A 14299-nucleotide genomic window follows, 5' to 3' on the forward strand; every position below is an offset into this window, starting at 1 on the left:
AATTTGTTTTTAATGAGCTGCAAATTTAATAATAGTTCAGTAGTTTTCACCTAGAACGATGTTGTTAATTGATGAACTTTTAAACAAATTGTTGATATAAAAATAAAGAGGTCATTCTTGCGAATAACCTCTTCTCTCTAAAACCAAAAAACTACCTGCGCTTATTTAAATATCCTTTCGGATAAAGTAGCCAAGTATTCAGAAAGATATAGTGCGATCTTTCAGGTATAAAACTACTACTTTTTTAATTGCAGGCAATATAAAAAGTAATAAAATGTTAAAATTATCTTTTTTCTTATTTTTGCTAATATAATCCACAATCACCACTATGATAATTAATGAAAAAAGGCAGTTTATACCTGCATTAAATCAAGAGATTACAACTGTAACACTTCAGAACCGCAAACACACACAGGTAACGATTACCAACTACGGTGGCATAATTATGAGCATCAAAACACCCGACCGACGTGGAAATTTTGCTGAAATAGCGCTTGGATTTGATGACGTAGAAGATTACCTGACTGAAGCATATAAAAACAATTGCCCGTATTTTGGCGCTGCCATTGGCCGCTATGCCAATCGCATTAAAGATGGACGATTTACTTTAGATGGCAACGCTTACAAGCTCGCCTGCAACAATGGTTCCAACTCCCTTCACGGTGGCCCCGGCGGTTTTCACCAGAAGGTATGGCAGCTAACAACATTTAAAGAGCCGAAACGCACTGGTGTTGTTTTAACACTTAAATCAGAAGATATGGAAGAGGGCTTTCCTGGCAACCTGGAGGTTAAAATGACCTACACCCTCACTTTCGACAACGAACTGGTTATTGACTACGAGGCGACAACTGATAAAAAAACAGTGATTAACCTAACGAACCACTCCTACTTCAATCTATCGAGTATGCAACACAATGTACTCGATCACCTATTGGTGCTATATGCCGATAACTTTACCCCTAAAGACGAGCATGATATACCCACCGGCGAGATAGTGTCGGTAAACAACTCTCCAATGGACTTTCTGTTACCACATAAAATTGGTGAACGCATTAGCGATGTTGATGGCCGTGGTTATGATCACAATTATGTCATCAACGGGTTTGAAGGCGAATTAAATATTGGCGCAAGGCTGGTTGATGAAAGCACAGGGCGTTCTTTAGAGTTCTACACCACAGAACCCGGCTTTCAGGTGTATAGTGGCAACTACCTTGATGGTAGCTATAATAGAAACGAAATACCGTTCAAAGCGCATTACGGGCTCTGCTTTGAGGCACAAAAATTTCCTGATTCACCTAACAAAACCAACTTTCCGAGCGCAGAACTGATGCCCGGAGAAACATACCAACAAACAACCGTATATAAGTTTGGTATAGCAGATATATAAAAGCAAAAGCGGCAGATTCATTTAAACCTGCCGCTTTCTATTATCACACTTAGCGATACCTTACTATGGTTTTTTCGTTAATCCAGGATCCAATGGTGTAATTAGCACCTTCCTCCACACCATGGAAGAATCCTGTTTCTTTATCGGGGATATATTGTGAATAAAGATTTATCTGTTTCTCAGCTTCTGCTGCGCATTCCGGATCTATTGACTTAGCTTTAGTAAAACGATCCAGGGCCACCCAATAAACAGTTTGATGATCAAAATCACTATCTCCGTATTTAGGACTCTCATGAGCATAAATATTACCTATTAAAATATGTGGTTTACCCCAACTTCCATTCTTTTGCAATGCATTTTGAGCATACTGACGGGCTTCTGGACTATTTTTGTAATGAGAAAAGGTAACCACTGCTAACTCATAAAAGCATTTTGCCTGCAAATCATCATCAACTGCCTGACTGATTGTTTTTAGATAATACTCTTTAGCTTTATCAAACTGATTCTGTTTAATGAAATATTTAGCCAATAAATAGGAAGCCTCTGCTGTTGGCGATAATTCATAATTGCGTTCAGCAGCAGCAGCATACAAATCACTATCAGTGCAGTTAAAAGCATCCAGCAACTTCAGCAGACGCTCAAGTCCATCCGGGCTATCCTTTACCATATCGTACTTAGCCATTAACGACTGCTGAAGGGCATCACAGTTATCAAGTCCACTGCGCACAACAATCTCCACGCAGGTGTTACTGGCTTTATTCAACATTTCTACAACCTTAGGATTCTTCTGCTTTTTAATATTATATGCCAATACATCATCCACATTCATATACACATTAAGCAATTGTTCTGATGTTCTATCACCATTATCCAGTAGGGCATTTGTTGCCTGAAGCCAATTAACGGCCACCATTGGCTCCATTTTGGTACCCAATTCATTAAATGAAGCCTCAAAACATGTTACTGCCTCTTCGAGTGCAGGCACCTCATCGCGCCTGTAAGTTACAATCTCCAGACCTTTACGTCCCAGCACCCATGCTTCAGGATATTTCGGATGATTACCAAAGTACTGAATACGTTGGTCATATATCAATAACAGCGTATCGACTAAAGCCTGCTTTTTTAACTCATCTTTTTCCTTCTTAATATAATGGGTATAAATATCTACACCATCGGCATATAAACGAATGGTCACATCAGGGCATTGATTGAACATTGTACGCCAGGCACTAATAGAATAATCATACATTTTCTTTTTCAGTGCCTCTTTATACAATGAATAGTTTTTCAAACACTCAACACTATCCATCTTCTGAACATCTTGAGCTTTTACATAGGTAGTACCTGCTATTACCCCAACTAATAGCATAAAAATCAGCGCATGTCTCTTCATGGTCATTAGGTTTTAATTTTAACTCATATTAAACATTCAACATTCTTGCCAACAAACCCTTCATATTGATTTACTGATTGTTAATTTTTCGAACAATTCATCCATCTTGTCCGTTTACACACACAAGATGGTCGATATCGAACACTTCAACTTTTGATTAATTTAGCTTACATTTAACGGGTGAAAACAACAGGAATATGAAAAGCATCATTAATTTTTTTGAAGATAGTATCAGCAACTATCCAAACAATCCTTTGATCTGGGAAAAGGAAACAGACAAATATATACCAACAACTTATAAAGACGCACAAAAAGAAGTACACCAATTCAGTAATGCATTGCTGGCCTTAGACATTAAGCATGGCGACAGAGTAGCTTTACTTTCGGAAGGCCGCAGACTTTGGCTGATAAGTGAGTTGGCTATTTTACACATAGGCGCCATTAATGTACCATTATCTACCAAGTTGGAAGCTGACAATGATTTAATATTCAGACTTAATCATTCCCAATCAGAAACCATCATAGTTTCGCGCAACCAACTGGATAAAATTCGGCTTGTTAAAGCAGAGTTATCCAATCTCAAACGTGTGGTTGTTTTGGACGATATGGATAATCTGGAAGAAAACGAAATTTCGATCAGCCAGCTACTCCATTTAGGAACTCAATTTGCCGATGAAGCACCCAATGCTTTAGCCGAAGCAATGGAAAGAGTAAAACCAGAGACCCATGCTAACATCTGCTATACTTCAGGCACAACAGCCGATCCTAAAGGCATTATTCTTTCTCACAGAAATTACACAGCAAATGTAGAACAGGCATTTAGTTACATTAACGTGCCTCAACACTATAAAACGTTAGTTGTGTTACCCTGGGACCATGCATTTGCCCACACGGCATCATTATACTCCTTTATGCATAAAGGTGCATCCATTGCTTCAGTGCAGGTGGGCCGCAACCAACACGAAACGCTTAAAAACTTCGTGACCAACATGCAGGAGATAAAACCAGAAATCTTAATGAGTGTTCCTGCTCTGGCCAAAAACTTTAAAAAGAACATCGAAAAGGCCATTGAAAGCAAAGGTCCAACAGCCAATAAACTCTTCCAGTCGGGCTTACAATTTGCGTATTGGTATAATGGTAATGGTCAAAATGCAGGTAAAAACTTCAAAAAACTGCTATATCCAGTTTATGCCTTTTACAAGCGAATTATTTTCAACAAAATTAAAGAACGATTTGGCGGTAACCTCCAGTACTTCATTGGCGGAGGCGCTCTTTTAGACATCGAACTGCAGCGTTTCTTTTATGCTATTGGCACGCCAATGTATCAAGGCTACGGATTAAGCGAGGCTTCTCCCATTATTTCAGCTAATACGCCCAAATTTCATAAACTCGGCTCTTCCGGCAAAGTTGTTAACCAACTGGAAATTAAAATTTGTGATAGCGATGGACACCCTTTACCAACTGGTGAAAAAGGCGAAATAGTGATTAAAGGCGAGAATGTGATGCAGGGTTACTGGCGCAATCCCGAAGCTACTAAAGAAACAATCAAAGACGGTTGGCTTTACACCGGCGACTTAGGCTACCTTGACAAGCAGAACTATCTTTATGTACTGGGGCGCTTTAAGAGTTTATTAATTGGTGCAGATGGTGAAAAATACAGTCCTGAAGGCATTGAAGAGGCGGTGATCGACCACTGTCTGTATATCGATCAATTTATACTTCACAATAATCAAAATCCTTTTACAAGCGGATTAATTGTCCCTAACAGAGAAAAAATAAATCTATGGCTAAAGAAACATGGCAAATCTGTGACATCTGATGAAACACTGATAGAAATATTGCAACTCATTCAAGAGGAGATCGAAAAAATAAAAGCCACCAATAGTGCTAATCTTAACTTCCCTTCAAGATGGCTACCAAGCACCCTTGTTCTTTTAAAAGAAAGCTTTACAGAGAAGAATAAATTATTAAACAGCACCATGAAAGTGGTTCGCCCTAAAGTTGAGGAATATTTTTCAGATGAGATAGCTTATCTTTACACCCCCGAAGCGAAAAATTTTCTATCAGAAACCAACATTCATAACTTAAGGATTTATCTGTCTAACAATGAATAACAACTACACATTCGAGATTTGTATTGATTCAGTTCAATCAGCTATCAATGCCCAGGCAGCAGGTGCTCATCGAGTCGAACTTTGCGATAACCTGTTTGAAGGCGGCACAACTCCGAGTGCTGGAATGATACAACAAGTAAAAAAGATGGCACCCGATGTTAAACTGTTCGTAATTATCAGGCCACGAGGAGGTGACTTCGTCTATTCGGAGCACGAAATAAGCGTAATGCTCGACGATATAGTGATGGCTAAAAAATTGGGCGCCGATGGCATTGTTTCCGGATGTTTAAAAGCTAATGGAGATATTGATGCTGAGAATACAGGAAAACTTATTCAGGCGTCAGGAAATCTACCTTATACATTTCACAGGGCATTTGACATGTGCCGCAACTATTCAGAGGCACTTGAACAGCTGATAGATCTTGGTGCATCTCGAATATTAACTTCCGGCATGCAACAAACAGCTCATCTGGGTATTAATACTTTGACAGAAATAATCAAGCAAGCCAATAATCGCATCGCAATACTTGTTGGCTCTGGAGTAAAACCTGAGAACATTGCCGAAATTGCTCGAAAAACAGGCGCTGAAGAATTTCATTTCTCGGCACGAAAAGAGTTTGCTTCACCAATGAATTTTAAAAATGAAAATATTAACATGGGTGGGGTTAGCGGCATTCCGGAATTTAGTCGTTTCTATTCAGATGTTGACACAATAAAATGTACGATAAAAGCAGTCATGGAAATTTAAATGTAAAAAAAACTTACATTTACTATGAAAAACCTGATGTCGGTAAATTTTTTTTCAGAAAGTGAAGTCTTTATTACATCTTTGGCATAAATAGATTTTTGTAATCGTAAAGTTTTTTACATTTTTACAACATATTTTAAAGCACATACGAATGCCATTATCATTAAGATATATTATTGTAATTGCCGTTCTGCTTGCAACTATCCTACCCGAATCATATGCACAGCGCAGAAGAAAACCAAAAATATGGGAAGGCTTTAGTGTTACCGGGCGTGTTGGTGCCAATCATTTCTTTGGGGATTTGGTTGATGACGGCCGTACCCACCTGTCACTGGGTATAAATGCAGACAAGGAGCTTAATACCTTCTTAACAGCGAGAGCTTCTATAATGGGTGGAAAAATGAGTGGTACTCAGTTTGCATACTCAGCAGGAAACCCTGACCCGAATCGTATTTATGCCTATTTTGACAATGTATATTCGGAATTGAATGTAGGTGCGACTTTTCGTCCGTTAAACGTACTGCTTGGATACTACAAGCAACGCTCGTTCAACCCCTATGTGATTGGTCAGGTTGGTATGCTTTACTATAGCGCTTCGGAATATTACGGTAATGGTTCGGGTCAACCTGACGGCAGTCTTTGGCGTGAAAAAAGTGGCATTACTGCATCTATTTCAGGCGGTTTGGGTATATCGTATTGGATTAATTCTCAATGGAGTGTCAATATTGAAGGAATCGGAACATTTCCAACAACAGATGAATTAGATGCCCACAGTGAATGGACCAATGGTGCAGGAGAAATCATTAAAACTGCTTCTAATGACTTTTACTACACCACCTCCGTTGGTATAACTTACCTGATAGACGATAGTCGCTGGAAAAATGAGCCAAAATATAACAGAAAGGCATACCTCAAGACAAGGTCGCAATACAGGAGCTCTTCTAAGAAAAATCTGAGATCGATTAACAAGAAACGCAGAAGACGATAAAAGAATAAATCAAATACATAAAAGAGTTGCAAATGCAACTCTTTTTTTGTGTATTATATATAGCGAATCACAGAAGCGATGGAACTAAAAATAATATCAGATTTTGCTCCCACAGGCGACCAACCTCAGGCCATCGAGCAATTAGTAAAAGGCATAGTTGACAATCAAAAACATCAGGCATTGTTGGGCGTAACTGGCTCTGGAAAAACATTCACTGTTGCCAACGTTATTGAACAGGTGCAACGCCCAACTTTAATTCTTTCACACAATAAAACCCTGGCTGCACAACTTTACGGCGAGTTTAAACAGTTTTTTCCCAACAATGCAGTTGAGTACTTTGTATCCTATTACGATTACTACCAACCAGAGGCTTACCTGCCTGTCACAGATACATATATTGAGAAAGACCTATCGATAAATGACGAAATAGAGAAACTCAGATTAAGTGCAACCTCTGCCCTACTGTCCGGCAGACGAGATGTGATTGTGGTATCTTCGGTCTCGTGCCTCTATGGCATTGGAAATCCAGAGGATTTTCACTCTGGTGTCATCACAATCGAGAAAGGCATGCAAATCGGCCGAAACGCTTTTTTAAGGCAATTGGTTGATAGTCTTTATTCGCGTAATGAGATATTATTTGAACGCGGTAACTTCAGAGTTAAAGGCGACACCGTTGAAGTTTTCCTGGCATATGCTGATCACGCTTGTCGAATAATTTTCTGGGGAGATGAGATAGAAGAAATTGAATTCTTTCACCCTGACAATGGCAAACGCATCGAATCACTGGATAAACTAAACATCTACCCGGCCAATATCTTTATTACTTCTAAAGAACGCACGCAACAAGCCATCAAAGAGATCCAAGATGATCTTACAGAACATCTTGTTTTCTTGAACGAAAACGGCAAACAACAGGAAGCGAAGCGACTAAACGAACGTGTCAATTACGATCTGGAGATGATACGAGAGCTTGGCTATTGCCCGGGTATTGAAAACTACTCCAGATACTTTGATGGGCGTAAAGAAGGTACTCGCCCCTTCTGTCTGCTCGACTATTTCCCAGATGATTTTCTGATTGTAATCGACGAAAGCCATGTAACCATCCCACAAATCAGAGCGATGTATGGAGGTGACCGTTCGCGAAAAGAAAACCTGGTTGAATATGGTTTTCGATTACCGGCCGCATTGGACAACAGACCACTAAAATTTGAGGAATTTGAAGCTCTAATCAATCAGATAATATATGTCAGCGCCACCCCGGCAGACTATGAACTGGAACAAACAGAGGGCGTCATTGTAGAGCAACTCATTCGCCCAACCGGACTTTTAGATCCTGAAATAGAAGTACGCCCGAGTCAAAATCAAATTGACGATCTTATAAATGAAATTAACGACCGCATTGAGAAAAATGAACGAATTCTTGTAACAACACTCACCAAGAGAATGGCGGAAGAGCTCAGCAAGTACCTTACGCGCCTTTCCATTAAATGCGAGTATATCCACTCGGATGTTGACACACTGGAACGAGTTAAAATTATGGAGAATCTACGACTGGGTACTTTTGATGTATTAATTGGCGTTAACCTGTTACGTGAAGGATTAGACCTACCAGAAGTGTCACTTGTAGCCATATTAGATGCCGACAAGGAAGGCTTTCTGAGATCGGAACGTTCATTAACACAAACGGCAGGTCGTGCTGCCAGAAACCTGAATGGACGCGTAATAATGTATGCCGACACCATTACCAAAAGCATGCAGGCTACCATTGACGCTACACTTTACAGACGTGAGAAACAGCTCAAATACAACGAAATTAATAACATCACACCAAGACAGATAAACAAGCAGCTAACTTCAATAATTGAATCATCGACAAAAGCAAAAGCCTATATCGAACCAGAAGGTACCGATATTGCAGCCGATCCGGTAGTTGAATACATGAGTACCGACGCCCTCAAGAAGACCATTGAGAAAACACGTAAAGAAATGCAGAAAGCAGCCAAAGAGCTTGATTTTATCACTGCAGCACAGCACCGCGATGAAATTAAGCGTCTGGAAGATTTAATCAATAAAAAAGCCCCGAATTAACTTCGAGGCTTTCTTTATTTTCAGTTTGTTATTATCCTAAATAAGACTTAAGCAGTTTACTTCTGGAAGTGTGACGTAAACGACGAATCGCTTTTTCTTTAATCTGACGCACACGCTCACGGGTCAAACCAAAACGCTCGCCTATTTCTTCCAGCGTCATTTCCTGACACCCTATTCCGAAAAATAATTTAATAATATCACTCTCACGTTCAGTCAGGGTAGCTAATGCTCTCTCAATTTCACGGGCCAGTGATTCATTAATTAACGTTTTATCAGCATTAGGTGAATCACTGTTAACCAATACATCTAACAGGCTATTATCTTCACCCTCAACAAATGGTGCATCTACGGAAATATGACGCCCCGACACACGCATGGTATCAGCTACCTTTTCAGGAGGAAGTTCTAACTTATCTGCCAATTCTTCTGGCGAAGGTTTACGCTCGTTTTCCTGCTCAAATTTCGAGTAGGCTTTATTAATTTTATTTAATGAGCCCACCTGATTAAGTGGCAAACGCACAATACGAGACTGCTCTGCAAGAGCCTGTAAGATAGATTGTCTAATCCACCAAACCGCATAAGAAATGAACTTAAAACCGCGCGTCTCATCAAACTTTTCAGCAGCCTTAATCAGTCCCAGATTACCTTCATTAATCAAGTCAGGTAGACTTAATCCTTGATTTTGGTACTGTTTAGCTACCGAAACAACAAAACGCAGGTTAGCTCTGGTCAATTTTTCCAAAGCAATTTGATCACCTTTCTTTATTCGCTGAGCTAACTCTACTTCTTCTTCTACAGATATCAATTCTTCACGACCGATTTCCTGTAAATACTTATCTAGAGATGCGCTTTCGCGGTTAGTAATCGACTTAGTTATCTTGAGTTGTCTCATATTCCTTAAAAAAATTTCGGCACAAAAGTACTACAATTTCGTTATTTTTCCAACCAATAATGCCCTTTGACGAAACATTTTTAGTCATTAAGGTTAACAGCATAGTAAACTACCCGGCCATTTGGATAAACACCTGTCAGAAACAAACCATCTTTAGCTTTCTCAACTGCTGCCTTAAAATCGTCAATACTTTTAATGGGCGTATCGTTTACTTTTGTAATAATAAAGCCATTTTTTACACCACTTTTACGTAAGCTTTCATTGCCGACTTCTACCACCTGAATTCCATAACGCACACCTAGTCGCCTTAAATCACTGGCAGACACTGGCTCTAAGGTAGCTCCTAAGGTTTCATCAATTTTACTGGAAGAAATAATACCGGTTGTTCCGCGTATATTACGTAAAGTTACCTCAAAAGGTTTCTGTTTTCCATCGCGTAATGCAATAATATTCACTTTTTCACCAGGACGATGCATACTTACACGTTCTTGCAATTCAGGCACTGAGTTTACATCTTCACCGTTTACCGAAAGAATAATATCCCCAGCTTTAAGGCCAGCTTCCTCTGCACCACCATTAGGCGCCACACTTCCGATAAATACACCTTTTATCTTATCAATTTTAACACCCAACTCATCGGCTAATTCATCAGTCACATTACTAACTTCAATAATACTCACACCGAGTAAGCCTCGCTGCACCTCTCCGAACTCCATCAAGTCAGCTACTACCTTCTTTGCTATCGTCACAGGCACAGCAAACGAATAACCAGTAAAAGAGCCTGTTCTGGATGCTATGGCGGTATTTATACCAACCAACTCACCTCGCTGGTTAACAAGCGCGCCTCCACTATTACCTGGATTAACAGCTGCATCTGTTTGAATAAAAGATTCAACTCCCAGCGTTTGGTTTTGGTTGGCAATTATATTAATACTTCGGGCCTTTGCACTAACAATACCTGCAGTAACTGTAGAAGTTAAGTTAAATGGGTTACCTACGGCCAATACCCATTCACCTACCTTAAGTTCATCAGAATCGCCATAAGGCACAAATGGTAACTCCTCTGCTTCAATTTTAATCAAGGCAATATCTGAAGTTGGATCAGCTCCTACCAATGTGGCTGAAAATGTGCGCTTATCGTTTAAGGTAACTTCAATTTCATCTGCATTATCAATCACATGGTTATTAGTTACAATGTAACCATCTGTCGTTAATATTACTCCCGAACCAGCACCCATCACCGGCTGCTGTGGTTGACGATACCCACTTCCGGGCCCAAAAAAGAAATCATAAAATGGATTTCCCGAATAATAATCTTTACCCCTGCTGCGAGTTTTAACGTGTACAACCGCATGAACACTTCTCTCCGCAGCCGTGGTTAAATCGGGTAATGACGCCTGCACTGTGTTGGCGGTCAGCTGCCCAATAGCAGGTACTTCCTCTTTAATCGTGATAACTTTCGGTTCGCTCTTTACAATATGCGAGTATACATAAACGCCAGTCACAGCGCTTATCACTGCAATGGCAAATGTGTAAAATACTTTTTTTGCATCCATATCTCTTACCTTTTTAAAAGTTATTGTTAGGTTTATAACAACATTGAAAAATAAGACAGCGTTGTTATTTAACAAATTTTATATCTCAACACTGTTAAGATACGAAAAGTGTTAGTTCAAAAATTATTCCGACTAGCGACTTTAACTTGACCTTAACGTTTTTTTGCCAATCATTAAGGAAGTTCTGCCATATCAGCGTATTTTTGTAAGCAAAACAAGACGTTTTGTCTTTTGTTTAATCTTTATAGCGACAACATTTCACAATGAAGAATATTCACTTCCATAAATACCAGGGTGCCGGCAATGATTTTATCATTATTGATAACCGCAAAGGCACATTTGATGGTAATGACACCACTCTTATTGAACACTTGTGTAACCGCCGCTTTGGCATTGGAGGCGACGGATTAATGCTATTGGAAGACCATCCTGTACATGATTTTACCATGCGATACTTCAACAGCGACGGTGGAGAAGCTTCCATGTGCGGTAATGGCGGACGCTGCATTGCTGCTTTTGCCGTTCACAAAGGTGTTGTCTCCAATCCAGATAAGTTCAGTTTCATGGCAGTAGATGGCGAACATCTTGCGGAATACAAAAGCGGCATTGTTAATTTAAAAATGATCGATGTCAATAGTGTGAATAAAGAAAATAAGTTTACTTATCTGAATACTGGCTCACCGCATCATGTATGTTTCGTTGATGATGTGGCAAAAACAGATGTATACAACGAAGGTAAAAACATCCGTTACTCAGAGCGTTACCAACCAGATGGCACTAATGTTAATTTTGTACAATTTAAGACAGGTAATGAAATTAAAGTGCGCACTTATGAAAGAGGCGTTGAAGATGAAACATTGGCTTGCGGTACAGGTGTTGTTGCAAGTGCCATATCAGCACACCTTAAAAAACCATCATTCAGCGAATTTGACATCGAAGTACTGGGAGGTAAACTCAAAGTCTGCTTTGAACCCAATAGTGAAGGTGGATTTAAAAACGTCTGGCTGGAAGGCCCCGCAACTTTTGTATTTGAAGGAACTATTGAAATATAGAAAACAAAAAAAGAGCTCTTAAAGAGCTCTTTTTAAATATATATTATTAGGCAGGTTTATGCATCAATATTTGCATAGGTTGCATTCTCTTCAATAAACTCCCTGCGCGGAGGCACATCATCACCCATCAACATGGAGAAAACTCTATCGGCTTCTGTAGCACTTTCAATAGTCACCTGGCGCAAGGTGCGTTCCTCTGGATTCATAGTTGTTTCCCAAAGCTGCTCGGCGTTCATCTCACCAAGACCTTTGTAGCGCTGTATATGAAGAGAACTTTCCTTTCCACCACCCCATTCTTCTACCAGTCGCAGGCGCTGATCTTCATTCCAGCAATAGGTCTGTTTCTGGCCTTTTTTGACCAGGTACAATGGAGGCGTGGCAATATATAAATAGCCGTTTTCTATTAAGCCCTTCATATACCTGAAGAAGAAAGTCATAATCAATGTAGCAATGTGGCTACCGTCGACGTCGGCATCACACATGATGACTATCTTGTGATAACGTAGCTTTTCAAGATTTAACGCCTTACTATCCTCTTCGGTACCGATGGTTACACCCAAGGCTGTAAATATGTTTTTAATCTCATCATTTTCAAACACTTTATGCTGTAGCGCTTTTTCAACATTCAGAATTTTACCACGCAATGGCAGAATAGCCTGGAACTTTCGATCACGTCCCTGCTTGGCTGTACCACCTGCCGAATCTCCCTCGACAAGGAACACCTCACAAGCTGCCGGATCTTTATCAGAGCAGTCTGCTAGTTTACCCGGCAAACCTCCACCACTCAATACACTCTTACGCTGAACCAATTCACGCGCTTTACGAGCAGCATGACGTGCCTGTGCAGCTAATATCACTTTATTGACAATATCCTTGGCATCTTTTGGATTCTCCTCCAGGTAATTGGTTAACATTACGCTAACCGCCTGATCGACTGACAAACTCACCTCACCATTACCCAATTTAGTCTTTGTCTGTCCTTCAAACTGAGGTTCAGCCACTTTAACAGAGATAACTGCAGTTAATCCTTCACGAAAATCATCACCATTAATATCAAACTTAAGCTTACTTAGCATACCTGATTTCTCGGCAAATGACTTTAAAGTACGAGTAAGTCCCCGGCGGAAACCGGTTAAGTGAGTACCACCTTCAATGGTATTGATGTTATTAACGTACGAATAGATATTTTCGGAGAAAGATGTATTATATAGAATGGCAATCTCTACAGGAATATCATTTTTTTCTGTTGAAATATGAATGGCTTTATCAATTAATCGCTCTCTTGATTCATCAATAAACTCAACAAACTCCTCTAATCCTCTTTCCGAGAGAAACTCTTCAGTTTTTACCTGATCTTCTTCATCGTGGTCACGTTCATCAGTCAGACGAATTGTAATACCTTTATTAAGGAACGCCAACTCTCTTAAACGATTCGCAAGAATTGAATACTTATAGGTTGTTGTATTAAAAATGGAAGCATCAGGCTTGAAGGTAACTTTAGTACCAGTCTTATCCGTTGTGCCAACTTCTGTAATTTCAGTAACAGGCTTACCAATAGAGTATTCCTGTGTATGAATTTTCCCACCACGATGCACTTCCGCCTTCAACATGGTCGATAGTGCATTCACACAGGAAACACCTACACCGTGTAAACCACCAGAAACTTTGTAAGAGTCTTTGTCAAACTTACCACCCGCGTGCAAGACGGTCATCACCACCTCTAAGGCAGACTTACCTTCCTTCTCATGAAAATCGGTTGGAATACCACGTCCATTATCACTTACCGTAATCGAATCATCTTCATGAATAACCACTTCAATTGAATCACAGTGGCCAGCCAATGCTTCATCAATTGAGTTATCTACCACCTCATACACCAAATGGTGTAATCCTTTTTCGCCAACATCACCAATGTACATGGCCGGACGCTTACGAACGGCTTCCAGACCTTCTAATACGGTAATACTGCTAGCGCTATATTCACCTTGTTTATTTACATTTTCATTTACCTGATCACTCATCTTTAATTCTTTTGAAAAGCGTAAAAAAACCGGCTTAACCGGTTAGATTCACCCTCCCTG

General features: G+C 39.9%; 10 protein-coding genes. 6 read left to right on the forward strand and 4 right to left on the reverse strand.

Annotated elements, in window-relative coordinates; genetic code table 11:
* Positions 1-328: 328 nt before the first annotated feature.
* A complete protein-coding gene (locus KDU71_RS04860; protein ID WP_212188786.1) occupies positions 329-1387 on the forward strand; it encodes an aldose epimerase family protein in 1059 nt (352 codons plus the stop codon).
* A gap of 49 nt (positions 1388-1436) precedes the next feature.
* Here KDU71_RS04860 and KDU71_RS04865 read toward each other — a convergent pair whose 3' ends face one another.
* Positions 1437-2780, reverse strand: coding sequence for a tetratricopeptide repeat protein (locus KDU71_RS04865; protein WP_212188787.1), 1344 nt, complete (start codon positions 2778-2780; stop codon positions 1437-1439).
* A gap of 197 nt (positions 2781-2977) precedes the next feature.
* Here KDU71_RS04865 and KDU71_RS04870 point away from each other — a divergent pair, with 197 nt between their 5' ends.
* From KDU71_RS04870 to uvrB, 4 genes are all read left to right on the forward strand, one after another.
* Positions 2978-4894 carry an AMP-dependent synthetase/ligase gene (locus tag KDU71_RS04870; protein WP_212188788.1) on the forward strand — a complete coding sequence of 639 codons (1917 nt, stop codon included), beginning with the start codon at positions 2978-2980 and terminating at the stop codon, positions 4892-4894.
* Positions 4887-5642 (forward strand): copper homeostasis protein CutC, encoded by a 756-nt coding sequence (locus KDU71_RS04875; RefSeq protein ID WP_212188789.1) that lies wholly within the window; start codon positions 4887-4889, stop codon positions 5640-5642. Before KDU71_RS04870 ends, KDU71_RS04875 begins: the two co-directional genes overlap by 8 nt.
* 151 nt (positions 5643-5793) lie before the next feature.
* The gene (locus tag KDU71_RS04880) at positions 5794-6630 is read left to right on the forward strand and encodes a hypothetical protein (protein WP_212188790.1); all 837 of its coding nucleotides are present in this window, start codon (positions 5794-5796) and stop codon (positions 6628-6630) included.
* Between the two features lie 78 nt (positions 6631-6708).
* Positions 6709-8718, forward strand: coding sequence for an excinuclease ABC subunit UvrB (uvrB, locus tag KDU71_RS04885; RefSeq protein WP_212188791.1), 2010 nt, complete (start codon positions 6709-6711; stop codon positions 8716-8718).
* 31 nt (positions 8719-8749) lie between these two features.
* On the opposite strand, the gene KDU71_RS04890 is transcribed toward uvrB, so the two are convergent.
* Complete coding sequence (locus KDU71_RS04890) at positions 8750-9610, reverse strand: sigma-70 family RNA polymerase sigma factor (protein WP_212188792.1); 861 nt, start codon at positions 9608-9610, stop codon at positions 8750-8752.
* A gap of 80 nt (positions 9611-9690) precedes the next feature.
* Positions 9691-11166 (reverse strand): Do family serine endopeptidase, encoded by a 1476-nt coding sequence (locus tag KDU71_RS04895; RefSeq protein ID WP_212188793.1) that lies wholly within the window; start codon positions 11164-11166, stop codon positions 9691-9693.
* Between the two features lie 263 nt (positions 11167-11429).
* On the opposite strand from KDU71_RS04895, the gene dapF reads away from it, so the two are divergent.
* Complete coding sequence (dapF, locus tag KDU71_RS04900; RefSeq protein ID WP_212188794.1) at positions 11430-12218, forward strand: diaminopimelate epimerase; 789 nt, start codon at positions 11430-11432, stop codon at positions 12216-12218.
* Between the two features lie 56 nt (positions 12219-12274).
* Here dapF and gyrB read toward each other — a convergent pair whose 3' ends face one another.
* The gene (gene gyrB, locus KDU71_RS04905; RefSeq protein ID WP_212188795.1) at positions 12275-14239 is read right to left on the reverse strand and encodes a DNA topoisomerase (ATP-hydrolyzing) subunit B; all 1965 of its coding nucleotides are present in this window, start codon (positions 14237-14239) and stop codon (positions 12275-12277) included.
* Between the last annotated feature and the right edge of the window lie 60 nt (positions 14240-14299).

Origin of the sequence: Carboxylicivirga sediminis (assembly GCF_018156225.1) — a bacterium.
In the GTDB taxonomy this organism is placed as follows: Bacteria; Bacteroidota; Bacteroidia; order Bacteroidales; family Marinilabiliaceae; genus Carboxylicivirga; species Carboxylicivirga sediminis.

Excerpts from the sequence above, each read along its gene's own strand:
- KDU71_RS04860 (WP_212188786.1), top strand. The coding sequence starts at position 329 with ATGATAATTAATGAAAAAAGGCAGTTTATACCTGCATTAAATCAAGAG.
- KDU71_RS04865 (WP_212188787.1), bottom strand. The coding sequence starts at position 2,780 with ATGAAGAGACATGCGCTGATTTTTATGCTATTAGTTGGGGTAATAGCA.
- KDU71_RS04870 (WP_212188788.1), top strand. The coding sequence starts at position 2,978 with ATGAAAAGCATCATTAATTTTTTTGAAGATAGTATCAGCAACTATCCA.
- KDU71_RS04875 (WP_212188789.1), top strand. The coding sequence starts at position 4,887 with ATGAATAACAACTACACATTCGAGATTTGTATTGATTCAGTTCAATCA.
- KDU71_RS04880 (WP_212188790.1), top strand. The coding sequence starts at position 5,794 with ATGCCATTATCATTAAGATATATTATTGTAATTGCCGTTCTGCTTGCA.
- uvrB (WP_212188791.1), top strand. The coding sequence starts at position 6,709 with ATGGAACTAAAAATAATATCAGATTTTGCTCCCACAGGCGACCAACCT.
- KDU71_RS04890 (WP_212188792.1), bottom strand. The coding sequence starts at position 9,610 with ATGAGACAACTCAAGATAACTAAGTCGATTACTAACCGCGAAAGCGCA.
- KDU71_RS04895 (WP_212188793.1), bottom strand. The coding sequence starts at position 11,166 with ATGGATGCAAAAAAAGTATTTTACACATTTGCCATTGCAGTGATAAGC.
- dapF (WP_212188794.1), top strand. The coding sequence starts at position 11,430 with ATGAAGAATATTCACTTCCATAAATACCAGGGTGCCGGCAATGATTTT.
- gyrB (WP_212188795.1), bottom strand. The coding sequence starts at position 14,239 with ATGAGTGATCAGGTAAATGAAAATGTAAATAAACAAGGTGAATATAGC.